This window comes from Ekhidna algicida (genome assembly GCF_051379705.1).
GTDB lineage: Bacteria > Bacteroidota > Bacteroidia > Cytophagales > Cyclobacteriaceae > Ekhidna.
Window position 1 is genome coordinate 739,385 of sequence record NZ_CP179868.1, and the last position, 26,819, is coordinate 766,203.

Sequence of the window (26,819 nt, forward strand, 5' to 3'; positions counted from 1 at the left end):
AGTTGGATTTGATGGCCCAAGAATGTGCATTTCTTTGAATCATAATTCACGAAACAATAAGCAGCTTGCTTAGCGAATACAAACTATTTTTGAAAGTAAAGAGCTTATCAATGAAAAAAATTATCCTCTTTCTTTTTCTCGGCTGTATCCTTTCATGCAATACGGATAAACGCAATGAGGTACTTGTCCTGGGTTTAATCCATGGAAAGCATCTAACAGAACCTGAATTCTCGACAGATGTGCTTCGAGGTTTTGTTCGGAAAATAGACCCGGATATAATCCTTGCTGAGATTCCACCTGATCGGTTTGAAAAAGCCATGACATCTTTCGCTGAAACTGGAGTGGTAAATGAATCTCGAGTAGCACGCTTTCCAGAGTATATCGATGTAATCATTCCTTTGACGAAGGAAATGGATTTCAAACTTATTCCCACTGCAGCCTGGACCGAGGAAATGGCCAATGAACGACTAGCTAAAATGAGGGCTATCCGGGACGATCCTGCACGTGAATATGAATGGCAGAAATATGGGCTGGCTAAATACATCGCTGATTCCATAAAAACATCTTCTGGAAGACAGTATGATCCTTTCTGGATCAACTCTTCCGCTTACGATGATGCAGGTGAGATTGCGCTAACTGTTTACAATGACCTCTTCAACGATGAGTTGGGTTTAGGTGGATGGGACAACATAAACAAGGCCCACTTTGCCAATATTAGCAGAGCGCTGGACGAACACGCTAATCAAGGTAAGCGGGTCCTCATTACTTACGGAGCAGGTCATAAAGGCTGGTTCTTGCGAGAACTGCAAAAACGAGATGACATTAAGCTGATTACTTTGGAGGAAGCACTTGGACAGTAATTATCTGGATGAAGACTTATTATGGTGATTTCTTCTTTACAAAGTCCCATGAAAGCGATGGCATTGTTATAGAAAATATCTTCTGAATAAGACCATCCTTCATCCATAATATATCAAGTGATGCCGGTCAGAAAAGGCTGATTCTTGCGCGCATTGAAAAAGCGAAAAGACATCAAACTTAATAGGCTTGCAATCGGTCGTGGGCATGGAACCGTTTAACTAGATTGCTTTATACACCACGTGTATACCTGCTGAACAAGTGTAACCTTAATAAATTCTAGCAATTTCGCTTCACAATTGAAACTAAAAATGGAACACCAAAGAAAAACCCCCATTGAGATAAGCAAAGTCGAATTTCAAAAGATCGGAGCCCAATTAGTAGATAGCATCGCAGATTTTATTGATGGTATTGGAGATAGACCTGTCACAACAAACAAATCAGGTCAAGAGCTAACAAAACTAATTGGAACCACTTCCTTACCTGAATATGGCACTCCAGTAGATCAACTGCTTTCCAACACAAGTGACATTCTTATGGATCATTCCTTGCACAACGGACATCCAAAATTTATGGGATACATCACTTCATCAGCTGCGCCAATAGGAATGCTTGCTGACCTACTTGCAGCGGCTGTAAACCCAAACGTTGGTGCAAATATTTTAAGTCCTATTGCTACAGAAATAGAAAAACAGACCATAAAGTGGCTTTCCGAAATGATAGGAATCTCACCTACTTACGGAGGAATTTTAGTCAGTGGCGGTAATATGGCAAACTTTACTGCTTTCCTGGCAGCTCGTACTGCCAAGTCTTCTGCCAATTTTAAGGAAAATGGATTTTCTAACGAAAAGGAAAGAATGACTGTTTATTGCTCCACGGCAACTCACACTTGGATTGATAAAGCAGCTGTATTATTTGGACTTGGCACCAAAGCCATCAAATTGATACCCACAAATGATGATAATCAGATGGATATTCAGAAATTGGAAGAGACCATTAAGTTAGATATCGAAAATGGTTATAAACCTTCAATGGTAATTGGAACTGCAGGAGATGTGAGTACTGGTGTGGTTGATAACCTAAAACAAATATCTGCCATTAGTAAAATGCACAACTTATGGTTTCATATAGATGGTGCATATGGTGCACCCGCAGCTGTAGTCCCCCGTTTTAAAGAATTGTTTGATGGTATTGAAGAAGCTGATTCCATTGCCTTAGATCCACACAAGTGGTTGTATAGTCCTTTGGAAGCTGGCTGTACGCTGGTAAAGGATCCTAAACATTTAATTGACACTTATAGTGCACATCCTGAATATTACAATTTCAATAATGAATCAGCTCACAACTTTTATGAATATGGCCTCCAAAACTCAAGAGGTTTTAGGGCACTGAAAGTGTGGTTGGCATTAAAGCAAGTTGGTAAAAAAGGTTATCAGGAAATGATCAATGAAGATATTGCATTAGCTGAGTATATGTTTGAACAAGCTAATGTCCACATTGAATTAGAAGCAGTAACTCAAAACCTCAGCATAACAACCTTAAGATATATCCCGATTAGTACGATTGAAAAATATCATCAAAGAGAATATCTCAACAAGCTAAACGAAGAAATTCTCAATGACTTGCAAGCTGGTGGTATGGTATTTCTTTCTAATGCGATGATCAATCAGAACTATAATCTTAGAGCTTGTATTGTCAACTACCGAACAAGCAAAAAGGATATAGAAGAAACTTTGGATATTATTGTCCAAACTGGAAGGAGAATCCATGAAAAACTGTGTTAAAATCACTCAGAAGATGAACCATATGAGGTAAAAGCTATACGAGTTCTAAATCTCTCACACAATCTGGGCTGAAAATGGTTATTATAGAATGCCATATAAAAAACTGGCCGTAATTCTCGGCAACTGCCTTTTTTCAGATCATGAGCGACTAAATCCCGATGATTCAACTATGTTTTTCATGGCCGAAGATGCCGGCCTCTGCACACACTTTAAGTATCACAAACACAAACTGATTCTGTTTCTTTCCGCTATGCGATCACACGCGGATGATGTTGAGGGGAAATACCCACTCGCCTATCATCACCTTTCATCATCCAATAGGAATTTGAGCTATGAAGAAAAGCTTAAGGAAACCTTAAGTAAACACGATTCTATCACTGAGCTTATTACTTATGACATTGAAGATCATTTCTTCGAACAGCGAATTCGAGACTTTTGTAAGGAACAAAAACTCAAACTTACGGTCGTCGACTCTCCAGGCTTTATCACCACCAAAGCCAAGTTCAAGGCATACAATGAAGGTTCGAAGCGACCTTTCATGCATACTTTCTATCAGCAACAGCGCAAGGAATTGGGAATATTGCTGGAGAGCGACAATAAATCGCCACTTCATGGAAGCTGGTCTTTCGATGAGGAAAACCGAAAGAAATTACCCAAAGACATTAAAGTACCGGATACACCAACCTCCCATCCTACTGAGCATACTGAAGATGTGATCAAACTGGTGGACGAACTATTTGCTGATCATCCTGGAGACTCTGCAAATTTTCATTGGGCGACCACACGAAGACAAGTATTGCATCTACTCAATGACTTTCTAAAAGAACGCTTCGAAAACTTTGGTCCATACGAAGATGCGATCGATCATAAGGAGGTGTTTTTATTCCACTCCGTGCTTTCTCCTTATATCAATATGGGATTGATTACTCCGGATGAGGTGGTGGACAAAGCCCTGGAATATTATGAAGCGCACGATACACACTATCCAAGTGTGGAAGGTTTTGTACGACAGATCATTGGTTGGCGGGAGTTTATGCGTGGCATTTACCATGAATATGATGAGCAATTAAACGCTAACCATTTCAACCACAAACGAAAAATGAAAGATTGTTGGTATGAGGGAACTACCGGCATTCTTCCACTTGATGCTTCCATAAACAAAGCGATGAAGTTTGGCTACACTCATCACATTGAGCGTCTGATGGTATTGGGAAACATCATGCTGCTATGTGAGATTGATCCTGAAGAGGTATACAAATGGTTTATGGAGATGTACGTCGACTCCTCAGATTGGGTCATGGCACCTAATGTGTATGGCATGAGTCAATTTGCGGATGGAGGCATCTTCGCAACCAAACCGTACATCGGTGGAGCAAACTACATCCGCAAGATGAGTCATTTTGGTAAAGGAGATTGGGAAGACATTGTGAATGGACTTTACTGGCGCTTCATCAATGAAAACGTAGAAACGTTTGCAAAAAACCAACGAATGTCTATGATGGTAGCTACACTACGAAAGATGAGTCCAGAAAAGAAAGAAAAGTTATTTAAAGCGGCTGATCAATTTATTGAGAAGGTTTCCACAGAATAAGTCAATCAACTCCTAAACGCCTGAATGGCCTCCTGATAAGATCGGCTGCTGGTCAGCACCTCATCGTTTGGAAAGAGAAAGTCATAGGTACCATTGTTTTGATACTGGCATTTTGCCACGTGCTGATTATTGATCAAGTATGATCGGTGAATGCGATGAAAGAATGGTGGCAACTGCTGAGAAAGCAAATCTAATGAAATGCGATATAGATGAGAACCGGTAAGAGTCACCAATTCTACATACTCTGAACTGGACTTGATATAAAGTATATCTTCTACCCTCACAGATTGAACCAAACCTCTATCTTTTATCTCCAACGACTCCAGATACACACGTTCCGGTATTCGCATCTTTTCCCACAGCCGCTCAATTTGATCATTGAAATTGGCTTTCTCCCTGATTTCCAGAAATTCAATAGACCGATCCATTACACGTCCAAAGTCTTCGGTCGTAAATGGCTTCAGGAGGTAGCCAATAGCCTCTAACTTAAAAGCACTAATCGCATATTCGTTGTAAGCAGTCGTAAATACAATCAAGCAATTTGGGTTCAAACTCATCACTTTGCGAGCAGTTTCAATACCGTTCAAGCCCGGCATTTCAATGTCCAAAAGCAAAACATCCGGCACTAATGTTTTACAAAATTGGACAACCTCCAATCCATTGGCTTTCGTCCCAAGCAAATGCAATCGTTTATTACTAGCTACAAGTCTGGAAAGGTAGTTGCGTGCGTTAGCCTCGTCATCCGCTATGAGTACACTGTACTTCATGCCTTTGGTATTTTGATAATGACTTTATACTGCTTATCAGTAGAATCAACTTCTAAAGATCCCTTACCCTGATAATAGGTAAGTAATCGTTCTTGCAGGTTTCTCAATCCTATCCCATTCGAAGCATTGACTGATGCATGCGGGAATCGTTCGTTGACAACCGTAATTGAATCAACCTCCTCCGTTGATTGAACCTTGATGTCCAAGGTAGTAGAATTGACAGCATGTGAAATGCCATGCTTGAATGCATTTTCTACTAATGGCTGCAAGATCATGGTAGGCACCACGCGCTGCTTGATCCGTTCATCAATCTCAATATTCAGTACGAGCCGATCTTGAAATCGCTCCGATTCTATTGTCAGGTAGTCTTGGACAAATTCCCATTCTTCCGAAAGTGAATGCTCTTCAAGTTCATTGATGGTCATGATTTTTCGAAGCAAGTGGCTGACCTTAACGGTGAGCTTGTGCGCTGTTTCATCGTCCTGACCAATAAGGGCCGCAATGTTGTGCATCGTATTAAAAAGGAAGTGCGGGTTGAGCTGATTTTTTAACGATTGAAGCTTGCTACGCTGCAGTTCAGATTCCTTTTCCACAACCTCCATCTTTCGTTCATTCAAAAGACTGTTTTGATGAATCCAAGCCAGCAAACCCGCAAAAAGGGCCAGATCGATGGCCCTACCCACTAGTGAAGGGAATAGATAACCTGAGACTTCATTCCATTCAGGAAGCAATGGATAAGGCAAAAACGCAAAGCGGAGCAAATGGAAGAATGTGTTTGAAAGTAACCATTGGGCAACAATGATGAAGATCAGTTGGAAAGCGGTGCTCATCAGGCTACTCATTTTCCAGGACTTTTCAGACTTGACCCAGCCATTGATCCATGGTAGCAACAGGAGCCAGCACGTATAGTTTGTGGTAATAAATAGCAAATGCACTCCATCCAAAACAAACCTTGATTGCCCCCAGGCAATGAGTGATATAATAATAACACCCAGTAATTGGTTGATAACTGGCAATGCTAGCGGTCTACGGGTAGGCAGTAGGTTCATCGGTTACTAATATACGTGTTACGATCATTCAGTTGGTGTTTCCATTGTCAATCGCTGCAAATTCTGTTACTCGCTGCAAATTATCATCCATCTCGACATACTTGATCGTATCATCCGAATCAAACCAAAAAAACTATGAAACACATTCTCTTAACATTTGCAGGCCTGTTGATAGTAAGCGTATCGCTTGCTAAAGGGCCAAAATATGCTTCCAAGGAAACAGAATCCATCGTCCAAAAAATGGTCGAGGCACATGGAGGCTATGAAAAATGGAAATCCATCAAAACCATGTCCTTTTCGAATGTCATGCACAGCCAAGCCCTGGGTATATTACGCTTTTGGATTCATGATCAGGTCGTGGAAATGGATTCCCGAAGATTGTACCAAGATTGGCCACTTTTTGGCTCCAAGCTTTCTTATGATGGTGAAAAGGTATGGTCAGTAGACTGGCGAGTGCCAAATCCACCAGGACATCAGCAATCTGTGTTTTTCTACTACCTCAACCTTCCATGGCTGACTCAAGATGACCATGTAATCCTGGGTGAACCAGAGTTGATTGAACACAAAGGCTTTGACAACAAAGTATATAAAATCAATATGAGCTACAGCAAAGCACCTACTGTTGGCAAGACAGACAGAGACAGCTATGTCCTCTATATAGATTCTGAAAGCTACTTACTTGTTGGATACGAATACAGTTTGACCTACGGTCCGATCTTGGACGCGGTAGGCGCACCGAAAGATCAGGATACGTTTGGGCCTGTACTTCGCAAGAACAACTATATAGCTGATATAAACGGTCTCAAGTTTGCTGTGCTTTTCACTACGCACGACAGTGAGATGACTGCCCAGTACGGTGATCATGCGATTTATGATTTGAAGTTGGATGTAGAGTTTGACGAGTCACGAATGGTCGCGCCATCAAATGCGGTGGTAGATCCTGCAATCGACAACCGACAGTAACGCTAATCCGGCCTATCCTGTATTATTGCAGGATAGGTTTTCTAATTAAGAAACCTTTCAACATGAAAAATCCTCGCATAAAAGATCTAATATTCGTTGCCGCAATTCTTGGTTGCATCACCTTTATTTCAATGCCGTTCGTAAACATGATTGCCGCTGCTATTGTGGTAATTATCTATGCTACGGTAAATAAAGAGCAGTTTTCCTCCATCGGATTCAGTAAGCCTGCAAGCTGGCTGGCTTCCTTCGTTCAATCCATCTTTCTTGCTGTAGTAATTGTAGCGCTGGTTATGTATATCATTCGACCTACGATAGAATACCTGACACATGAGACCATTGACTTGACTATCTACAGTCCGCTGGTCGGTAACCCCCAATTGCTTATGCGCTACCTTCTGATCGGATGGGTAATTGGGGGAATATGTGAAGAATTAATTTTTCGCGGATTCTTTCTGGAACGTATTACTCATTACATCTCTGGAGGCTTAGGTACTGTGATTGCAATTATTCTCACCTCTACCTTATTTGGCTATTTGCACAGCTATCAAGGGATATCCGGTCAGCTAACAACAGGAATCATTGGTGCAATACTTGGTACAATCTATTTTCTAAGTGGTCGACGTGTCCTGCTTACCATTCTCACTCATGGCATGATAAATACCATTTGCTTTAGCTTGATTTATTTTGATATGTTCACAATATGATCGTAGCAATTACCTATCAGTCAGGTCAAAATTCCGCTTCTTACTTTCAAGGTTACGCTGTTTAATAGTACTTAAGGACGGATGAAAGTCGATACCTGTTAATTCTTCTATATCATCAACAGTGGTGACGTAATCAAAAAAATCATCCGTGTCCGGATGTTGGGGAAATACAAAAGCAACAGCCTTAATAGTGGCTCCGTACCCTCTGCTGTACGCGAAAATTTTATAGCAATGCGAAGGAACTACCACTCCATCTCCAATCATCCCCAGATCATCCTGATAGATGGGGCCGGTAATTACAAAAACATCATTGATCTCTTTTCTGTAAGTGTCGTCTTGCGATAGTGTCTTTCGAGCATAGCTTTCCAGCCTTTGCCAAATACCTCGATTCAAGTCCCGATGCTGTGGTGCAATATTGGACATGAGGTAGGTTTCCAAAAGGGCAGATTGCCCATATTGGGCTTGAATTGCAGCATCTGGAGCCATATGTCCTCGATCATATCCAGAGCGTGTATAATCATCATGAGATACCCTTGCAGTAGTTCGATTATCTAACTGAAACGATCTCGGACGTTCCCATTTTACGAGTGTTGTATCTACCCTTTCATAGGTCTTCTTGACATTACCAAGTCGATAACATGTCCAAAGCGGACTCTTCTTTTCATTTGAATAGCCAACGATGAAACCTTTGTTATAAAGAATTTGGACATCATCGACTTCAGGTAAACCTCCGTAGGTGAACAATGGAGCAAGGTGCTTCTGTCCATAGCTAAATGACGCAATAGCAATAGAAAAAACAGCAAAAACTAGTTTCATGGTTTTGGTGGATTTTGGTGGACTAGAAATTTACAAATTATTTCCATAAAACGGAATGCTGTCTCAAAAATTAAGAGATTTCCAATATCCAATGGGTGTAACCTGAGACTATTGCAATTGTGATTAATTCTCAAAAACGATACCTTAACACTAAAATCCTATCGTTATGAAACGAAAACTTTTCACCTCTATCTTGATGGTAATCATTACCAGCACGCTTTCCGCTCAATACGCTATTAAAAATGTGGAAGGCTATACTCCACAGATGGGAGCACTCATAAGTATGCTTGACGACCTGAAAGCCAGAGTCACTAACCATGCCAAAGGGTTAGATCAAGCTGGAACCGACTTTCTATTGGACGATGAAGCAAACCGGATCGGTGCATTAATCCTTCATTTGGCAGCTACTGAGTTTTACTATCAAAAAGCTACATTTTATGATGAAAAACTGGATGAAGAGAAAGACGCTGAATGGTTAACTGCTTTAAACCTAGGAGGCAAGGCACGTGAAGAGTTAAAAGGGAAGCCTATTTCCTACTACCTAGACAAGTGGGACAAAGTACGCGCCAAGACCAAAGAGGTTTTGAAAACAAAAGATGATGAGTGGCTGACACAACTACGTGACAGTGCTCCTGGAGGCGCTGAGTATAATTATTACTGGGCATGGTACCATGTGATGGAGCATCAAGCCAATCATATGGGACAAATAGTACTGATCAAAAAGCGAATAGAAGAAGATTGAGCTCGTGAATCCTAAAGTCAACTGGTTTTTTGAAAAGGATACACAATGGCAGAAAGAATATGCACTAATGCGTCAAATTGCATTGGATTGTGAGCTAATCGAAGAGTTGAAATGGGGATGTCCTTGCTATACCTACAAAGGAACCAATATAGTCCTGATACATGGCTTTAAGGACTATTGTGCCTTTCTCTTTCATAAAGGAGCCTTACTAAATGATTCGGAAGATATCCTTATCCAACAAACTAAAAACGTTCAATCTGCCCGGCAAGCAAGGTTTACTAATGTTCACGAGATTACAGATTTGAAAACAAAACTCAAAGCCTACATCTATGAGGCAATTGAAGTAGAAAAGGCTGGATTAAAGGTGGAAATGAAAAAGACGAAGGAATTTCAAGTTCCTTCAGAGTTAGTAGACAAGTTTGATGAGAATCCTGATTTTAAATCCGCTTTTGAGAAATTAACACCGGGAAGACAAAGAGGTTATCTCCTCCACTTTTCTGCAGCTAAGCAAGCTAAAACTCGCATCGGTAGAATAGATAATTCTATATCTAAAATCTTTGAAGGAAAAGGTTGGAATGAGCGGTAATAACAAGGCTTAGCATCATCTCTCCGGCGGAGGCAATGCATTCCGGTTAAATTGATCCAGTTTATTGAATCCATTCACCAGAATGATGGTTCCTCCTATCCCAATAGCGCCACCAGTATAGAGCAATGCCTCTCCTAGCTCAGGGCGAACACCTAGTAATTGTCCACCAATGATCGTGACAGTATAACCAAGCGTAGCGACGAATATACCTTTGCGCAAAGTGCGCTTGGTTTCAGATAAGGTCAATTTCACGTTCTGAACATCTACCTGAAGGTTAATAATCTCTCGTTTCAATGAATCCAAATCCCCAACTGATGGTTGCTGACTTTGGGTAAAAAAGGGAATGAAGCCAAGTATTAGTACGGATACGAAAACTCTATTCATAAGGTAGTGGTGGGCTATTGATTGATCCATTCGCGAAAATCAGACACACGGTCTCGAGCGACAATCAGCTGATCGTCATTGTTTGCAACAATCGATAGCTTCAGTCGGCCATTCTCATGATTTCTCATTTCCACCAAGCTGTCGAGGTTGACAATTGCGGATCGATTGATGCGATAAAATTGGAACGGATTGAGATGTTCACTTTCCAATTCATCCAAACTGTGATTGATCATATAGCGCTTATTGGCCTGATCTTTCATATAGACAATCTTGTTTTCCGTGTAGAAGAGCGATATTTCATCAACTGTTTTGATCACCACGCGACTGCCGACCTTGCTGAGAAATCGCTTTTTGTATGTATACTTCTTAAAGGCTTTTTCCAACGAACGAATAACTTCCTGATTCACAAAACCCTCTTTCTTTTCTTCAGCAATCCACTTATACACTTTCTGTATGGATTGAACCAATTTGTTTTCTTGAATTGGTTTTAGCAAATAGGCTACTCCGTTACATTCAAATGCGTCAAGCGCAAAATCATCATAAGCTGTGGTAAAAATGATTGGAATATCCAGATCCACTTTTCTAAATAGATCAAAACTCAATCCATCAGCAAGTCGAATATCGCTGATGATCAGATCATATTTTCTCCCTTGAGCTATTATATTTTCCCCGTCAGATATACTTTGTGCCTGATCAATGCTTTCGATCGAGTCGAAATGTTTGTGAACAATATTGAGAAGCCCTTCGATAGCTAGAGGTTCATCTTCAAGAATGAGTAATCTCATAATTTGTAGGAATTATCGGAATACATACTTTAAACAATTTATCATCCTCTTCAATAGCTATATGTCTATCAAAAAACCCATATCGCTCGGATATGTTTTGCAGGCCAATGCCAAAGGATGACTCTTTTGATTCTCTTTTCTGTAAAGTATTCGCTATGATAACGCCATTTCCGTTGGACTTAATGGAAACCTGGACTGGAGACTTTGTAGTGAAATAGTTGTGTTTTACTACATTTTCAAGCAGTAGTTGCAATACCGTTGGTGGAACCAATTGTTCTTTATGAAATTCAGCAACTTCAAGATTTACCCTTAAGCTCTTACCAAAACGTATTTCCAATAGTTCGATGTAGTCAAGAAGAAAGGCCAATTCATCTTTGAGTAAAACCAACTCTTCCGATCGTGTGCGTAACATGTAGCGATAAATTTCCGAGAGCTTCTGAAGAAAGTGGTCGGCCTTTTCAACATCAGAATGGATCAATGTTGAAAGTGTATTTAATGTATTAAATAAGAAATGAGGGTTAACCTGATTGTTTAGTGCCTCATACCTTGCTGCGATAGTAGATGATTTCAGCTTTTCAGCTTCCAACTCCTTTTCCTTAAAGCGTGAATTGAAGAAGTAAACAGCGTTAATGGTATTCAAAAAGAGGTTCACCCGAAACAGAAATCCTGTGGTTAATAAGATATTCTTTTGAATGAAATTGAATGGTTGTCCCAGAAATATTGAGGTAAGCAAAACAGATATTATCGCAATCAAAATAACAGCAAAGATGCTGAACACAAATTGTGAAATAAGCGGATTAACTCCTTTTAGACGATTGATTACAAATCGTTCTATCAGATAGTTTGCCAGCCATAGCACCGAGCATAAAAAAGTAATGATCAAAAACAAATATTCTGTCGGCAACTGTGCGTTGTACAATCTATCGCCATTCAACACTAAAATGTTGAGGAACGAATAGATAATCAATCCAACGACCGACCAGTATTTATACTTGTGCTTGAACATGGCTTATAAAGAGAATGGGAGCCGTACAAGTACGGACATCCCAATCATCAACTAATCAAATTATCAATGTAACTACCTAATTCCTATAATGTTGGAAGTACAACTCCGTCAATTACATGTACCACGCCGTTTTCGATAGTGACATCTGGAGTCGACACATTGTAAGTGTTTCCGCCAGCATCAGTTACTGTTACAGCCATTCCTGTTTTATTCACAGTAATCATTTCACCAGCTAGTGTCTCAAACATCTGATCACCTTCAGCAAGGTCACCTGAAAATGCTACCGCAGGTACTACGTGAAACTGCAATACTTTCACCACGTTTGCTGCACCAAGCTTAGTAATTAAGCCTTCCAAATCTTCAACTTCTTGAGCTTCAAGTAGATCAACAAATGCATCGTTAGTCGGTGCAAAAACAGTTATATCTGTCGCTTGAATCAATGCATCACCTAGCTCAGCTGCTACGACTGCATCTATCAGCGTCGTTAGACCAGCAGTTGTCGCCGCTTCTACCACATTTGGATCATCACTCAAATCCGGAAGTACCACACCGTCTATCACGTGTACTACCCCGTTTGCTATTGCTACGTCAGCAGAGTTCACGGTATAAGTAAAGCCTAAGTAATCAGTGACCGTTACCCCATTATCGTCTACAGTCACTGTCAGATCCTGACCTTGAAGGGTTGAGAATGTTTGCTCTCCTTCATTCAGGTCATGCGAAAATGCTACAGCAGGTACTACGTGAAACTGTAGAACTTCTGTAACTGCCTCGATTCCAATTTTACTTACCAGATCATTTAGGTCTGTAGCATCATATCTTTCTAAAAGTCCACCAAATGCATCATTGGTTGGTGCAAATACGGTAATTGCTTCAGCAGAAGTTAACGTTGTGCCAAGGTCAGCTGCGGTAACTGCATCCAATAGTGTAGTCAAACCCGCAGCGGATGCCGCATCTACTACAGAAGGAAACACGATCTCGGGAAGCAAAACACCATCGATTACATGAACCACTCCATTCTCAATAGCCACATCTGCAGCCACAACATTTCGCGTATTACCAAGTGCATCTGTAACAGTCACATCAGAACCTGTTTTGTTCACTAAAATTGATTGTCCTGAAAGCGTCGTTAATGGTTGATCTCCTTCTGCAAGATCCGCTGCAAAAGCTGTGGCACCCACCACATGAAATCCAAGCACACTCTCAAGGTTATCCGCACCTCCTAATTCAGCTACTAACTGATCAAGTGTTGTGACCCCATAAGCATTAAGTGCAGCGGCAAATGCTGCGTTATTTGGTGCGAAAACTGTAATCTCAGTGGCAGCAGTCAATGATCCTGAAAGTCCGTCTACTGCCGTAATAGCATCTAAAAGGATGGTTAATCCAGCATCTTCAGCCGCATCAACGAGAGAAGGATTCTCCTCAATTAGACCGGCGCTATCATCGTCACCACATGAAGCCAGCATTAAAGCCGGCACAAATAGTAAAGCAAATAATTTTCTCATTTTGTTTATTTTTTGATTCTGATGTTAAACAGAATGAGATCGATTTTGATATGGCGCTTTTACCGAACCGTAGTAAATCTCTGCCTGAATCGTAGATAAAAGAAGGCGAATGGAGGTATGATAATGAGTGTCACAATTCAGAAAAACTTTGAGAGTATGTAGTTTTAGCCAAAATCTAAAACTTATGAACTTGTCACATAACAAAGAAAATGCGATTGCCTTCTATAAAATGGCGTATGAAGGTAATCCACGAAAAGCTGTTGAACTTTATCTGGGCAAGGAATACATTCAACACAATCCGGATGTGGAAAATGGTTTAGAGGGATTCATTGATTACTTCGAACGCATGCAAGAGGAATACCCAGACAAATCCATCGAATTCGTTCGCTGCATAGCTGAAAATGACCTGGTGGCATTACATACCCACCAAACCTGGCCGGGAAATGATCAATATGTGACAATGGACTTTTTTCGGTTCGATAAAAACGGTAAGATCTGCGAGCATTGGGACTCCATTCAGCAGATTCCTTCTACTTCAAAGAACCCCAACACGATGTACTGAACCAGTCATTAAATGAAGGCACTCGTTTACGAAAAATTCCAGGGACCTTTAACCGTTCAGCAAGTCGCTGATCCTACTCCTCCCCCACATGGAGTAGTTGTTAGCGTTGCAGCTACAGGATTATGTCGTAGCGATTGGCACGGATGGATGGGACACGATTCGGATATTAACTTACCTCATGTGCCGGGTCATGAACTTGCAGGCATCATCGAAGCGGCGGGTAAAGAAGTATCTAACTTCAAGATTGGTGATCGGGTGACCGTTCCATTCGTCAATGGATGTGGAACCTGTCCACAGTGCCACTCAGGAAATCAGCAGGTTTGCGATAATCAAAGGCAACCAGGCTTTACACATTGGGGATCATTTGCAGAGTTTGTGTCATTGGATCACGCGGACATCAATCTGGTGCGAATCCCAGAAGAAATCACTGATCAGACTGCAGCCATTCTTGGCTGTCGATTTATTACATCATTCAGGGCTGTTGTGGAACAAGGCAAAGTATCCGGTGGGCAGTTCGTAGCTATTCATGGTTGTGGTGGCGTTGGGCTTTCCGCAATCATGATCGCAAATGCACTAGGAGCTCAAGTAATCGCTATTGACATTAACGAAGAAGCGTTGAAATTCTCCAAATCAATTGGTGCCACGCATACACTAAACGCCTCCCTGATTGATAACATACCAGAATCCATAAAATCATTCACCCATGGTGGAGCTCATGTTTCCATTGATGCCTTGGGTAGTCAGACGACATGCTTCAACTCAATCTCAGGTCTCAGAAAGCGAGGAAGACATGTTCAGGTAGGCTTAATGACTGCAGATCATCAGCATCCAAAAGTGCCCATGGATCAGGTATTGGCAGATGAACTGGAAATAGTTGGCAGCCACGGAATGCAGGCTCACAAGTATCCTGAGATGTTGGAAATGATCAAAAGCGGCGCACTACAGCCGGAAAAACTCATTGATCAGACTATATCGTTAGAAGAAGCGGCAACCGCACTACCCAATATGGATAAATTCCAGAATCGAGGTGTTCAGGTAATCACTTCATTTTGAAGAAGTCTTCACTAAAAAAAGATGCCTATCGTTGGCTATCTTAGTAAAGGATGAAATTAATAAACATGGGAAAAGATCAAAAAACAAACAGAATTGTAATGGTCATTGGAGCCATTAGCCTCCTATTTAGTGTTTACAGTGCATATATAGGACGTCCGTTCAGCGAATATTTCTTTGGACTCATTATTGGTATTTCACTTTTTGGAGTTGCATACATCAATAGCCAAAAACAACGTAATAAAGGCGAAGATTAATGGATTCTACAAACCTTATGGTCTTTGAAAGCGCAATTGCTTGAAATCAATTCCATCACCGTTGAAATTCAAACCAACCTTCATCATTTCAATTCATCGTGTTTTACACTAGAACTTCAAAACTCAGCCAAAAGCACCTTTTCCTTATCGATGGAATGGGTGCATTAGTTTCTGCTTTTTTTCTTGGGTTCATACTGATCAGGTTTCAATCCCTAGTCGGAATGCCAGTTGAGGTTCTCTACCCATTAGCAGCGCTAGCATTGATTTTTGCTATTTACTCGCTCTCCTGCTATTTATTAGCTCCAACAAATTTGCATCCGTTTCTCAAATTCATCGCTATTGTAAATAGCTTTTACTGTCTCGCTACTTTGGGATTGGTGATCTGGCACTATCAATTACTTACTTTTCTGGGGTTTTGCTATTTCTTCCTTGAGATAGTCATTATTGCTCTTCTGGTCTCTCTAGAGCTTAGGTATATCAACAACAATTAGCTAGGCAATTCCAAATTGCTCAAAACTTTCATCAGCCTTCGCGGTTAAGGTTGCATGAACAAAAACTATATCATAGTTGGGGGAAGCTCGGGTATTGGGTTTGAAATAACCAAGCAACTCTCAGAAGCTGGAAACAACGTAACTGTATTGTCGCGAAGCACAGGTGAGATTGGATCACTATCCAATGTTACACATATCGAATATGACGTCACCTCGGATTTATTCCCTGAAATAGATTTAGATTCCATCGATGGGTTCGCATATTGTCCCGGCACTATCAACCTTAAACCTTTTCATGGTTTAAAACCAGAGGACTTTCAAGAAGATTTTTCTATCAATGTGCTGGGAGCTGTAAAAACATTACAACCCATAGTAAAGCAGCTTAAAAAGAACGGAAACGCTTCTATTGTTTTCTTCAGCACAGTGGCAGTCCAGCAAGGCATGCCATTTCACTCCTCGGTTGCTGCAAGCAAAGGAGCTTTGGAGGGAATCACACGTTCGTTAGCTGCTGAACTTGCCCCAAAAGTCCGTGTCAACTGCATAGCGCCTTCAGTAACAGATACACCGCTAGCAAGTCGAATCCTTTCATCAGACGAGAAAAAAGAGAATTCAGGTAAGCGACATGCTTTGAATCGTGTTGGAACACCGGAAGAGGTGGCAAAATTGGCTACCTTTCTTTTGACAGAAGAATCTAGCTGGATGACAGGCCAAATTATCGGCCTTGACGGAGGCATGTCCGCCATTCGGCCACTCTAAAATGAAAATACTACTCACAGGTTCTACAGGATATATTGGCAGACGTTTACTTCCTGAGTTGGTTAACGCCGGGCATCAGGTTGTATGTCCGGTTAGAGATCAGCGCAGGTTTGATTTCGAAGACTTTGATGAAGAATTTTTAAAATCTGTGGAAGTCGTAGAGTGTGACTTTCTTGATAGGGAAAGCCTGGAAAAACTTCCAAAAGACATTGAGGTATCTTATTTCTTAATTCACTCTTTAACCTCCAATAGCAAGGAATTTAGTAAGCTAGAGGCAACCACAGCAGAGAACTTTATTTCATACCTGGACAAAACCAATGCCAATCAGATCATCTATCTGGGAGGAATTGCCAATGATAAAGAATTGTCAGATCACCTCTCTTCCAGGCAAAATGTAGAAGAGATATTGAAGCAGGCAAAGGCCAGTGTAACGGTGTTGAGGTCTGCCATTATCATTGGTTCCGGAGGTGCATCATTCGAAATTATTCGAGATCTGGTAGAGAAGCTTCCTGTTATGATAGCACCTAAATGGCTCAATAGTAAGTGCCAACCAATTGGTGTATACAATGTCCTGGAATACTTAATGGGAGTACTCGCTCATGAAAAAGCCTTTGATCAAACATTCGATATTGGTGGAAAAGATATCCTCACATACAAGCAAATGCTTTTGCAGTTCGCAGCAGTCAGGAGCCTCAAAAGGTATATTCTCACGGTCCCTGTATTAACCATCAAGCTTTCATCCCTTTGGCTATATCTCGTCACTTCCACTTCCTATAGACTGGCGCGAAATCTCGTAGATAGCATGAAAAACGAGGTTATTGTCCGTGACAACAGCATCGATGCTATCGTGCCGATAAAAAAATTAAGCTACAAAGAATCATTGCAGCGTACCTTTTTAAGAATCAATCAAAAGCAGGTTGTCTCCAGCTGGAAAGATTCATTTTCCAATCCGGATTTCAGTTATTCATTTCTCCAGCAGCTGGAAGCTCCCAAGCACGGATGCTTTAAAGATGTGAAAACATATCCCTTCGATAGAGATCCCAATGAAGTGATTGAAAATGTTTGGGCGATTGGTGGCGAGCGTGGCTGGTACTATGGAAATTTCCTCTGGAGGATAAGAGGCTTCCTGGATAAGTTGGTTGGAGGTGTGGGTTTGAGACGTGGCAGAAGAAGTCCAAATGACTTAAAAGGAGGAGATGCATTGGACTTTTGGCGAGTACTCTACGCTAACAAGAAAGAATATCGGCTTTTGCTATTTGCAGAGATGAAACTACCGGGAGACGCCTGGCTAGAGTTTAGGATTAAGCGCAATGAAGGACAAAACTGCTTAGTTCAAACAGCCACTTTCAGACCATTGGGGCTTTGGGGAAGATTGTATTGGTATCTGGTGTTTCCACTACATGGTCCGATTTTTAGAAACATGGCAAAGAATCTGATTTCGTATCAATCAAAACAAAAATGAGTAAACCACAAGTCACCCTTTTTTGGTTCAGAAGAGACTTCCGCTTGGAGGATAACAGAGGACTATATCATGCGCATCAGGAGGAGAACCCTGTGCAACCGGTCTTCATCTTTGATACTAACATTCTGGATGAACTACCAAAAAAAGATGCACGAGTTGAGTTCATTCATCAAGAGATCGAACGACTGCAAAATGAAATCCAAGTGCATGGTGGAACCATGGATGTGCGTGTGGGCAAACCAATCGAAATCTGGAAAAACCTAGTGGAGGATTATGAGGTAAAAACGGTTTGGGCTAACCGGGATTATGAACCCTATGCACGCGAACGAGATAAAGAGGTTTATGATTTTTTAAGCAAAAAAGGCATTGAGTTCAAAGCAAAAAAAGACCATGTCATTTTTGAAAAAGATGAGGTTGTCAAAGACAATGGTGATCCTTATGTGGTGTACACTCCATACAGTAAGCTTTGGAAAAAGACGCTAACCGGCGGTCATCTTAACTCATTCAAATCAGAAGAAGAAACGAATTGGAATCAGGCTGCTGATCGTAAAATTCCATCACTAAAAGAGATCGGATTTGAGCCGGCGGGAATTGAATTTCCTTCACGAGAATTGAATGAAAAAGTAGTAGACACATACGACGAAACAAGAGACATTCCAGCCATGAGAGGAACAAGCAGAATGAGCATTCATTTACGGTTCGGAACGGTGAGTATTCGAGAACTTGTAAGGCGTGCAAATGCACTCAATGAGAAGTACCTAAATGAATTAATCTGGCGAGATTTTTACCAAGCTATTTTATGGCATTTTCCACAGGTTGTCGACTCCAATTTCAATCGTAAATATGACGATGTGAAGTGGCGAAACAATGAGGAAGAATTTGAAAAATGGAAGAAAGGAAAAACCGGGTATCCAATCGTGGATGCCGGCATGCGAGAACTCAATCAAACAGGCTTCATGCACAATCGTGTGCGCATGATTGTGGCCAGTTTTCTTACCAAACATTTGCTTATAGATTGGCGTTGGGGTGAAGCATACTTTGCTGAAAAATTATTGGATTACGAACTCGCCAGCAACAATGGAGGATGGCAATGGGCGGCCGGAACAGGCGTGGATGCTCAGCCCTATTTCCGAATATTTAATCCGTACTCTCAGACGGACAAATTTGATAAAGATCGAAAGTATATCAACAAGTGGATTCCGGAAATAGACACGAAACACTATCCCGATCCAATCGTAGAACATAAGGCAGCCAGGGAAAGATGTTTAGATGTTTATAAGGGCGCACTTAACTAGAATACTAATTATTTTAGTATTATATAATTAAAAAATTTAAAATACTATTATTCAGTTAGTTAACTATACTTATTACGGGTAATACTTCTATCTATATTGAGAGTAATTAAGCTCTTCAACTAAGTATCAGACTCTAATCAATCAGACCTTAAAGTTGTCGTGGATTCATTCGTCTTTAGTATATTCACTATCAAAATCACACAATATGTCAAAGGCTAAACTCCCCTCCACTATTATCCTTTCCATTGCAATTGTAATCTCTGGCTACTTCATTGGACAAACCTATGTAGCAGGAAAAAAGCTTGACAGAACTGTCACAGTCAAAGGCTTGGCAGAGCGGGAAGTTGAGGCAGACATTGCTACTTGGCCATTGCAACTAACAGTATCTGGCAACGATCTTGGGCAGCTCCAACAAACGCTGGAAAAACAAACGAAAGTACTTCAAGATTTTTTTGCAAGTCTTGACTTTACGGATGCTGAATTGACTGTAGGTGCTCCGACTATCCAAGACAATCGAGCCTTACTTTATGGAGGACAAAGTGCCTACAACCAAGACCGCTATATTGCTAAAGTAGACTTCAATCTTCGCACCACTAAATTGGATAAAATGAGTCAGGCGATGTACCGGATTCCAAGTATCATTGGGCAGGGTTTAGTCATCGGTTCTAAAAACACCTGGCAGCCTGTTCAATATCTTTATACCAAACTAAATGAAATCAAGCCGGGGATGATTGAGGAAGCCACTAAAAATGCACGTGAAGCTGCGGAGAAATTTGCCCGAGATTCGGGCTCAAAAGTTGGTAAAATAAAGACTGCAAATCAAGGGCTTTTTTCCATCAATGATTTGGATCCAAATTCCGGCGTAACCAAAAAAGTTAGAATTGTTTCAACCCTGCAATTTTACATTGAAGACTAAAATTAATGATGTGACCCAAGTCATTCCTTAACCTGTCATTCATCATTCAACGCAACACATTAATCTCCAATCTTTATCCAATTAAATATGGGTAAAAATGGGAGATCAATTAGTTAAGTCTGCATCTGAGGATTTGGTGAAAACACAATTCATCAGACACCTTCTCAACGACGTAAAATGTCTGGAGCTTATGCTCGAACGAAACCTGATCGAATCGGGAATCAGTCGGATTGGAGCGGAGCAAGAATTCTGTCTAATTTCAAAAAACTGGCGACCTGAAAAAAATGCAGATGACATTCTGAAAGCCATCGATGACCCACACTTTACCAACGAACTAGCCAGATTTAATCTGGAGATAAACCTGGATCCTGTTGAGGTAAGTCCCACATGTCTGGATGAGATGGAGACTCAACTGCGAACTCTCCTCGAGAAAGCAGGGAAGCATGCCAATGAAAGAGACACGCAAATACTGCTAACCGGAATATTACCAACGATCAGCAAGACCGAACTATCCCTCGAATACATGACGCCAAAGCCACGGTACTGGTCTTTGAATGAAATGGTAAAAGGAATGAGGGGAGCGGATTTTCAATTGCACATCAAAGGAGTCGATGAGCTATCGATCACGCACGATTCCGTATTGATGGAGGCCTGCAACACCAGCTTCCAGCTACATCTTCAGGTTGATCCAGAGGATTTTGTAGAAAGCTACAATTGGGCGCAAGCCATTTCCGGTCCGGTGCTGGGAATTTGCGCCAACTCTCCACTCCTTCTTGGCAGAGAGCTTTGGAGCGAAACGCGAATTGCCCTTTTTCAGCAAAGTATTGATACCAGACATTCTACCTATGCCTTGAAAGATCAGACTTCAAGAGTCAGTTTCGGAGAAGACTGGGAATATGGAACAGTCGCGGATATTTATAAAAATGATATAGCTCAGCACAAAATCATCCTTTCTAAACCTATCGAGCAATCCTCACTCGAAGAGCTTGAAAACGGTAGAATACCTAAGCTAGAAGCATTAAATACCCACAATGGCACCATTTATCGCTGGAACCGTGCATGCTATGGTGCGACCAAGTCGGCTGCTCACTTACGGATAGAGAACCGATACATTCCTTCAGGACCCTCTATCACAGATCAGATGGCCAATTTCGCGTTTTGGGTGGGTTTGATGAAAGGTAGGTCGCCTTTATACAACGACATTGCCAATCAAATGGACTTTCAGGATGTTAAAGCCAACTTTATTAAAGCAGCCCGAACAGGTAAGCAATCTGTGCTGAAGTGGAAAGATCGATTTGTATCAGTGAAAGATTTAATAACCAGGGAGTTGCTTCCACTTGCCTATGAAGGGCTTTCTAAGGCCAAGGTAGATTCAAAAACAGCAAATCGTCTGCTTGAAATCATTGATCAACGTGCAATCAAGCAAACCGGAGCCCAGTGGAGCATAAGTAATTTCAGACGTCTGAAAAGGACCACCAGAAAGGATGATGCCCTTTTGGCATTGACCAAAAATATGTATGAGAATCAGCAGAAAGACCTTCCCATACACCAATGGCCTGATGTTCCGGATGTTTCCAATACACATGAGCACGCTTACCAAGTCGGACATATTATGTCTACCAAGCTATTTACGGTCAAAGCTGATGATATAGCTATGCTCGCGACACAGCTTATGCAATGGAAAAATATTCATCATCTCCCTGTAGAGTGCGACAATGGCACAATATGCGGAATACTTACCTGGACACACATGGAGCGTTTCCAGGAAAACACCCCATATGACGATACTTTAACAGTTCGAGACATCATGAATGAAAGCGTAATACTCGCACATTCGGAAATGCAAATACAAGAAGCGATAAAAATCATGAAACAAAATGAAATTGGATGTCTCCCTGTGGTGCATAACCAACATTTAATCGGCATTGTCACCATAAAAGACATCAAGCAGTATGACCAAAGTGAAAGTGCATAGTAGAGCACTCGATAGCACCATAGAAGTCGACCGAATTATTGGTCATATAAAGGGACATAAAAAAGGGCCTACCCTAGTCTTTATGGGTGGTATTCATGGAAATGAACCCGCAGGTGTTTTTGCACTTAAGCATGTTTTTGAACGACTAGAAGCTGAAAATGTCTGTGGTACTATCTACGGAATAGCAGGTAATCTGTGGGCTTTGAAAAATGGTGTGCGCTATCACAAAGAGGACCTAAATCGGCTCTGGACCAAAGATCTGTTGGCCTCACTACCTCAAAATGGCAATCCCGCGATTCATCACGATCAGGCTGAGCAAATTGAAATCAACAGGGTGTTAAGTCAGATTCTAAGGGAAGAAGAAGGCCCTTTCTACTTCTTTGATATGCACACGACCTCCAGTGCAACCCTTCCTTTTCTTACCGTAAACGATAGTCTGCTCAACAGACACTTTACCATTCAATATCCTTTACCAATCATTTTAGGAATTGAAGAATACCTAAGTGGTCCCATACTTAGCTATATCAACGAGCTAGGCTATGTGGCATTTGGTTTTGAGGCAGGCCAGCATGATGACATGGCTTCCATTGAAAACTGCGTCTCTTTTATTTACCTATCCCTCGTCTTTTGCAGATGCATTCAAAGGGATGATTGCAGATATGAACATCACAATAACATTCTCGCCAAAACTACCGGTGATGTCAGGCATATCTATGAAATCTATTTTCGATACGCCATCAAGGATGAGGAAGACTTCCAGATGATCCCCGGATTCTACAACTTTCAACGTATAAAACGCCACCAACACGTGGCAGATAGCGATGGAAAGCCTGTTATAGCGAAGGATGATGGGAGAATATTCATGCCGCTCTATCAGCCTCAAGGTGAGGATGGATTCTTTGCTATCAAGAAAATCTGGAATCCATTTCTAAAAATATCCGAAATCATACGAAAACATCGTTTTGATCGCCTCCTAGCCTATCTTCCCGGCGTTCGGTGGATTGATGAGAACAGATCAGGATTACAGGTAAATAAGCGAATTGCACGTTTCCTGGCCAAAGACATCTTTCATTTATTCGGTTATCGCCATATCAAGGTAGATCAAAACAACTTTCTCATGTACAACCGTGAGGCACATGCACGATACGATGAATATGAAAATGCACCTTGGCTAAAATCTTGACCAGGGATTCTTCATTTTTGGCTTCACAAATTTGATGTAATTACGGACACTCCATGCCCACCAGATTAGTATCGGATGGATCACGAATAGCCTAACCCAGCCTACCCACTCAGGCGCACACAATCCTCCTTCTATACAACCACCTATTTGGATGAAGTATACATGTGATGGAATAAAGGTGCATAACATCAAAATGATTAGGTAGGAAGCAATTTTCCTCGTGGCATCAAGCATCAACATCAAGCCAAAGAGCATCTCTAAGAATCCACTGATGTAATTGATCGACTCTGGGAACAAAAAGTACTCAGGTATCAATGGTAGATAGAAATCCGGGTTGATGAAATGATTGGCGCCAGCAAAAATGTAAAATGCCGCCTGTACGAAAACACTTATTTTCTTCATATCCATTGAATCTTATTGTGCTCAGCCGCCTTCTTCAAAATCAAGAAGAATGGGACCCACCAGATGAAATCATTGGTGATCAAAGTATAGAAAAACCCAAACGGTATGTTTCCCTGGAGGTAATTCATTAGAAAGCCAAGTGGCCCAAAAATCTTACCCAGAAAACCTACAGCCACAATTGGCCAGTGTGTGATTGGATCTTGAGCTGCCCACCAGTAGCCCAAACCATACACACCGATGACCATACCCATACCTTGCCAGATCATTGTATGAAGCGGAGGTTCCATTCCCACAAGCTCGAAGAAATGATTGGGAAACAAAACCACCCATGCTCCCCAGAGGAGATTGTAGATCGCTGCGATTCGCAAAACAAGAGACAAACTTTTTAGATTCATGGATTCAGTTTAGGGTAGAAACCCGCAGCTATTCGAATTGTTAAGCAAGTTTGTTTTAAATCTCAAAAAATGGATTAATAAAACACTTTTTGATTAATCGTGTTACTTTTTTAACTTATTGAAAGTTTACCAGTATTTGCTCTCACCACCAAGATTAACTAACTCAACAGCCTAAATGAGTGAGCAGGGACGCCTAAAAGAACTTTTATCCTACCAAATCTGGATACCACTCCGGAAAAGCAGCTTGATGAGATTGCAGAAATCGCCTCGATTGCTTTTGATGTTCCCATTGTGCTTATCTCTTTCTTAGACGAAAAACGACAGTGGTTTAAAGCTAAAGTTGGCGTTACCTCAGACTCCTTCCCGATTGAACAGTCTTTATGCAAACTTGTGATAGAAAAGCCTGATGACATCCTGGTGGTTGAGAATGCTTCCGAAGATGAGCGCACAATGAATCATTTCCTGGTAAAGCAAAATCCCAAATTAAGGTTTTATGCAGGCATTCCTTTGACAACTCCTCGTGGACATGCGATTGGGACGCTGTGCCTCATGGACATGAAACCCCATAATTTCACTGATAAACAAAAAAGGCTTCTGCACATATTAGCTGAAGGAGTCATGAGCTACCTCAATGGTAGAAAGACCATATTGAAGCAGAAGCGTAACATAGAGCTCAATGCGGAAAAGCTGAAGCAACTAACCGATCAAGCACCAGGCATCATTTTTCAGCTTGAAGTATCTCCCAAAGGAGACGTCACATTCCCCTTTCTCAGCAAGGGCGTGCACAACATAGATCCGGATATGGATGTAGGATTGCTCAGGAAAAATGTAAATGGCTTGAAGCGATTGATTTATAAAAAAGATTTCCCACTGCTGGTAAATAGCTTGAGAGAATCTGCAGAAAAAATGGTTGACCTCAACATTGAATTTAGAATTCGGGTCAAAAGCAAAGTCACCTGGCACCTATGCATGGCCAAACCTGAAAGAAATGAAGACGGAACCATTACCTGGTTTGGCACCTTTCAGGATATCACCAGCCGTGTGGAGTATGAAAACACCATCGAGCAGATCTCTTTTGATATCTCTCATATGCTTAGACGGCCAGTTACTACGCTCTTGGGGCTTTCTTCCATCATTGAAAATGACGAAAACCTGGATGCTAAAAAATTGAAAGAGTACAGCGGGTATATTCATTCGGTATCGGAGGAGCTCGATAAATTCACTCGAAAACTCAACGAGACTTACATCAGGAAATCCGAGATGATCAAAAAGATCAAGGGCTAAAAATCCAACTTCCAAAAGATACCTAAACCATCTCGTTCACATTGGGTTTACTAGGCGTGAAAACGCTGCACTATCAAAAACATTTATGTCCTTCTTCAAATCAATGGGTGGTCTTCCTGCATGGTGCCGGAGGCAGTGTTCAAACCTGGAAACTCCAGATCAAAGCTTTAAAGGATCGTTTCAATTTATTGGCAATTGATCTGCGAGATCACGGCAAATCAAAAAACATAGAACCTTCTGCCGACTCGTATGATTTCGATTTGATAGCTGCGGATATCCTCAAAGTGCTAAGCAAGGAAAAAATTGAGAAGGCTCACTTCATTACGCTCTCATTCGGCAGTGTATTAATGCAGGCACTTTATAAAAGAAAACCCGGAATTGTCGACCAGATGGTCCTTATCGGTGGGATCTTTGATGCCAACTGGATGATTAAGTCATTTGTACATGTTGCTCGCTCATTAAACATTTTCCTCTCCTACTCATCGATGTACCGCATATTCTCTTTTCTGCTAATGCCTAAAAAGAGAAACCAGCTGGCTCGCAAAGTGTATCAAATGCAGGCTCGCAAGTTGTCACAAGAAGAGTACCTCAAATGGTTGGGCTTGTACAGTGAGTTTTTCACACTCTTAAAGTCATTTTATCAGCAAGAAATCAGTAATGAAATGCTGCTGCTAATGGGTGAAGATGACTACATGTTTCTGCCAAGTGCCATTCGTTTTACTCAAAACAGGCCCAAAGCTCAATTGGAACTTATTCCGAAGGCAGGACACATTTGCAACATCGACCAACCTGATTTGGTTAACCTTAAGATCATGCGTTTTTTAGATACTCAAAAAGACCTATCAGAAAAACCAGTGACCACAGTGCCGTCCGATACCTGTTAATTACCACCAGTTTTTTTGCCGAGTTGCTAACATCCGAACCCACTGAAATCCGATTATGAAGTGGCACAGCATAGAAAAAGGTATTTACCCAAGTCAGCAATACCAATAGGTAAGTTAGTGTACGAAACCAGCTAAACGACACGGATAAATCATAACTATGTAATCCCAGCTGGGCTATCATCAGAGGCATCACAACAAAGGAAACGGCTGTGGTATATTTCCCATGCCAGCGTACCAGATCTTTGGATTCGAAATAGGTAAATGATGGATAAACGACCAACTGGGTCATCCAGATGAGGATGACCAAACCAAAATCAATAAGTATTTTGATTGCCATAAGAGTAGAACTCTCAAATAATGATTCTGTTAG

General features: G+C 41.3%; 29 protein-coding genes. 19 read left to right on the forward strand and 10 right to left on the reverse strand.

Going from position 1 to position 26,819, the window contains the following annotated elements:
• Positions 1 to 110 precede the first annotated feature (110 nt).
• From ACL8WY_RS03065 to ACL8WY_RS03075, 3 genes are all read left to right on the forward strand, one after another.
• A complete protein-coding gene (locus ACL8WY_RS03065) occupies positions 111 to 860 on the forward strand; it encodes a hypothetical protein (RefSeq protein WP_436516908.1) in 750 nt (249 codons plus the stop codon).
• 309 nt (positions 861 to 1,169) lie between these two features.
• Positions 1,170 to 2,642 (forward strand): pyridoxal phosphate-dependent decarboxylase family protein, encoded by a 1,473-nt coding sequence (locus ACL8WY_RS03070; RefSeq protein WP_436516909.1) that lies wholly within the window; start codon positions 1,170 to 1,172, stop codon positions 2,640 to 2,642.
• Between the two features lie 88 nt (positions 2,643 to 2,730).
• Positions 2,731 to 4,233 (forward strand): cryptochrome/photolyase family protein, encoded by a 1,503-nt coding sequence (locus tag ACL8WY_RS03075; protein WP_436516910.1) that lies wholly within the window; start codon positions 2,731 to 2,733, stop codon positions 4,231 to 4,233.
• A gap of 5 nt (positions 4,234 to 4,238) precedes the next feature.
• On the opposite strand, the gene ACL8WY_RS03080 is transcribed toward ACL8WY_RS03075, so the two are convergent.
• Positions 4,239 to 5,000 carry a LytR/AlgR family response regulator transcription factor gene (locus tag ACL8WY_RS03080; protein WP_436516911.1) on the reverse strand — a complete coding sequence of 254 codons (762 nt, stop codon included), beginning with the start codon at positions 4,998 to 5,000 and terminating at the stop codon, positions 4,239 to 4,241.
• Positions 4,997 to 6,049: a sensor histidine kinase gene (locus ACL8WY_RS03085; RefSeq protein ID WP_436516913.1), complete on the reverse strand. Its 1,053-nt coding sequence runs from the start codon at positions 6,047 to 6,049 to the stop codon at positions 4,997 to 4,999. Before ACL8WY_RS03085 ends, ACL8WY_RS03080 begins: the two co-directional genes overlap by 4 nt.
• Positions 6,050 to 6,184: 135 nt before the next feature.
• On the opposite strand from ACL8WY_RS03085, the gene ACL8WY_RS03090 reads away from it, so the two are divergent.
• Together ACL8WY_RS03090 and ACL8WY_RS03095 are read left to right on the forward strand one after the other, a co-directional pair.
• Positions 6,185 to 7,012, forward strand: coding sequence for a hypothetical protein (locus ACL8WY_RS03090; RefSeq protein ID WP_436516915.1), 828 nt, complete (start codon positions 6,185 to 6,187; stop codon positions 7,010 to 7,012).
• Positions 7,013 to 7,074: 62 nt separating this feature from the next.
• Complete coding sequence (locus ACL8WY_RS03095) at positions 7,075 to 7,716, forward strand: CPBP family intramembrane glutamic endopeptidase (RefSeq protein ID WP_436516917.1); 642 nt, start codon at positions 7,075 to 7,077, stop codon at positions 7,714 to 7,716.
• Between the two features lie 9 nt (positions 7,717 to 7,725).
• On the opposite strand, the gene ACL8WY_RS03100 is transcribed toward ACL8WY_RS03095, so the two are convergent.
• Entirely contained in the window at positions 7,726 to 8,532 is an 807-nt protein-coding gene (locus ACL8WY_RS03100) for a DNA/RNA non-specific endonuclease (protein ID WP_436516919.1), read from the reverse strand.
• A 166-nt stretch (positions 8,533 to 8,698) separates the two neighbouring features.
• On the opposite strand from ACL8WY_RS03100, the gene ACL8WY_RS03105 reads away from it, so the two are divergent.
• Positions 8,699 to 9,274: a DinB family protein gene (locus ACL8WY_RS03105; protein WP_436516921.1), complete on the forward strand. Its 576-nt coding sequence runs from the start codon at positions 8,699 to 8,701 to the stop codon at positions 9,272 to 9,274.
• A gap of 4 nt (positions 9,275 to 9,278) precedes the next feature.
• Positions 9,279 to 9,860 (forward strand): YdeI/OmpD-associated family protein, encoded by a 582-nt coding sequence (locus tag ACL8WY_RS03110; RefSeq protein ID WP_436516922.1) that lies wholly within the window; start codon positions 9,279 to 9,281, stop codon positions 9,858 to 9,860.
• A 15-nt stretch (positions 9,861 to 9,875) separates the two neighbouring features.
• Here ACL8WY_RS03110 and ACL8WY_RS03115 read toward each other — a convergent pair whose 3' ends face one another.
• From ACL8WY_RS03115 to ACL8WY_RS03130, 4 genes are all read right to left on the reverse strand, one after another.
• Positions 9,876 to 10,244, reverse strand: a complete 369-nt coding sequence (locus ACL8WY_RS03115) for a hypothetical protein (RefSeq protein WP_436516924.1) — start codon at positions 10,242 to 10,244, stop codon at positions 9,876 to 9,878.
• Between the two features lie 14 nt (positions 10,245 to 10,258).
• The gene (locus ACL8WY_RS03120; protein WP_436516925.1) at positions 10,259 to 11,029 is read right to left on the reverse strand and encodes a LytR/AlgR family response regulator transcription factor; all 771 of its coding nucleotides are present in this window, start codon (positions 11,027 to 11,029) and stop codon (positions 10,259 to 10,261) included.
• Positions 11,010 to 12,035: a sensor histidine kinase gene (locus tag ACL8WY_RS03125; protein WP_436516927.1), complete on the reverse strand. Its 1,026-nt coding sequence runs from the start codon at positions 12,033 to 12,035 to the stop codon at positions 11,010 to 11,012. Before ACL8WY_RS03125 ends, ACL8WY_RS03120 begins: the two co-directional genes overlap by 20 nt.
• Before the next feature lie 83 nt (positions 12,036 to 12,118).
• Positions 12,119 to 13,537 (reverse strand): fasciclin domain-containing protein, encoded by a 1,419-nt coding sequence (locus ACL8WY_RS03130; protein WP_436516929.1) that lies wholly within the window; start codon positions 13,535 to 13,537, stop codon positions 12,119 to 12,121.
• 184 nt (positions 13,538 to 13,721) lie between these two features.
• Here ACL8WY_RS03130 and ACL8WY_RS03135 point away from each other — a divergent pair, with 184 nt between their 5' ends.
• From ACL8WY_RS03135 to ACL8WY_RS03180, 10 genes are all read left to right on the forward strand, one after another.
• Positions 13,722 to 14,099: a nuclear transport factor 2 family protein gene (locus ACL8WY_RS03135; protein ID WP_436516931.1), complete on the forward strand. Its 378-nt coding sequence runs from the start codon at positions 13,722 to 13,724 to the stop codon at positions 14,097 to 14,099.
• A 12-nt stretch (positions 14,100 to 14,111) separates the two neighbouring features.
• On the forward strand, positions 14,112 to 15,152 hold the full coding sequence (locus tag ACL8WY_RS03140) for a zinc-dependent alcohol dehydrogenase family protein (RefSeq protein ID WP_436516932.1): 1,041 nt from the start codon (positions 14,112 to 14,114) through the stop codon (positions 15,150 to 15,152).
• A 65-nt stretch (positions 15,153 to 15,217) separates the two neighbouring features.
• On the forward strand, positions 15,218 to 15,406 hold the full coding sequence (locus ACL8WY_RS03145; RefSeq protein WP_436516933.1) for a hypothetical protein: 189 nt from the start codon (positions 15,218 to 15,220) through the stop codon (positions 15,404 to 15,406).
• A 98-nt stretch (positions 15,407 to 15,504) separates the two neighbouring features.
• Positions 15,505 to 15,897: a hypothetical protein gene (locus ACL8WY_RS03150; protein WP_436516934.1), complete on the forward strand. Its 393-nt coding sequence runs from the start codon at positions 15,505 to 15,507 to the stop codon at positions 15,895 to 15,897.
• A 54-nt stretch (positions 15,898 to 15,951) separates the two neighbouring features.
• Entirely contained in the window at positions 15,952 to 16,653 is a 702-nt protein-coding gene (locus ACL8WY_RS03155; RefSeq protein ID WP_436516935.1) for an SDR family NAD(P)-dependent oxidoreductase, read from the forward strand.
• Between the two features lies 1 nt (position 16,654).
• A complete protein-coding gene (locus ACL8WY_RS03160; protein WP_436516937.1) occupies positions 16,655 to 18,115 on the forward strand; it encodes an SDR family oxidoreductase in 1,461 nt (486 codons plus the stop codon).
• A complete protein-coding gene (locus ACL8WY_RS03165; RefSeq protein ID WP_436516939.1) occupies positions 18,112 to 19,410 on the forward strand; it encodes a cryptochrome/photolyase family protein in 1,299 nt (432 codons plus the stop codon). Before ACL8WY_RS03160 ends, ACL8WY_RS03165 begins: the two co-directional genes overlap by 4 nt.
• 205 nt (positions 19,411 to 19,615) lie before the next feature.
• A complete protein-coding gene (locus tag ACL8WY_RS03170) occupies positions 19,616 to 20,326 on the forward strand; it encodes an SIMPL domain-containing protein (RefSeq protein ID WP_436516941.1) in 711 nt (236 codons plus the stop codon).
• A gap of 97 nt (positions 20,327 to 20,423) precedes the next feature.
• A complete protein-coding gene (locus ACL8WY_RS03175; RefSeq protein WP_436516942.1) occupies positions 20,424 to 22,301 on the forward strand; it encodes a CBS domain-containing protein in 1,878 nt (625 codons plus the stop codon).
• Positions 22,279 to 23,484 (forward strand): succinylglutamate desuccinylase/aspartoacylase family protein, encoded by a 1,206-nt coding sequence (locus ACL8WY_RS03180; protein ID WP_436516944.1) that lies wholly within the window; start codon positions 22,279 to 22,281, stop codon positions 23,482 to 23,484. Before ACL8WY_RS03175 ends, ACL8WY_RS03180 begins: the two co-directional genes overlap by 23 nt.
• Here the strand turns inward: ACL8WY_RS03180 and ACL8WY_RS03185 are convergent.
• Both ACL8WY_RS03185 and ACL8WY_RS03190 read right to left on the reverse strand, forming a co-directional pair.
• A complete protein-coding gene (locus tag ACL8WY_RS03185) occupies positions 23,473 to 23,886 on the reverse strand; it encodes a DoxX family protein (protein ID WP_436516946.1) in 414 nt (137 codons plus the stop codon). The two genes, ACL8WY_RS03180 and ACL8WY_RS03185, sit on opposite strands and share 12 nt — an antisense overlap.
• Complete coding sequence (locus tag ACL8WY_RS03190; RefSeq protein WP_436516947.1) at positions 23,883 to 24,281, reverse strand: alkyl hydroperoxide reductase; 399 nt, start codon at positions 24,279 to 24,281, stop codon at positions 23,883 to 23,885. Before ACL8WY_RS03190 ends, ACL8WY_RS03185 begins: the two co-directional genes overlap by 4 nt.
• A 288-nt stretch (positions 24,282 to 24,569) precedes the next feature.
• On the opposite strand from ACL8WY_RS03190, the gene ACL8WY_RS03195 reads away from it, so the two are divergent.
• Together ACL8WY_RS03195 and ACL8WY_RS03200 are read left to right on the forward strand one after the other, a co-directional pair.
• Complete coding sequence (locus tag ACL8WY_RS03195) at positions 24,570 to 25,565, forward strand: GAF domain-containing protein (RefSeq protein WP_436518045.1); 996 nt, start codon at positions 24,570 to 24,572, stop codon at positions 25,563 to 25,565.
• A gap of 56 nt (positions 25,566 to 25,621) precedes the next feature.
• Positions 25,622 to 26,449, forward strand: coding sequence for an alpha/beta fold hydrolase (locus ACL8WY_RS03200; protein WP_436516949.1), 828 nt, complete (start codon positions 25,622 to 25,624; stop codon positions 26,447 to 26,449).
• On the opposite strand, the gene ACL8WY_RS03205 is transcribed toward ACL8WY_RS03200, so the two are convergent.
• The gene (locus ACL8WY_RS03205; protein ID WP_436516951.1) at positions 26,376 to 26,786 is read right to left on the reverse strand and encodes a hypothetical protein; all 411 of its coding nucleotides are present in this window, start codon (positions 26,784 to 26,786) and stop codon (positions 26,376 to 26,378) included. The two genes, ACL8WY_RS03200 and ACL8WY_RS03205, sit on opposite strands and share 74 nt — an antisense overlap.
• Between the last annotated feature and the right edge of the window lie 33 nt (positions 26,787 to 26,819).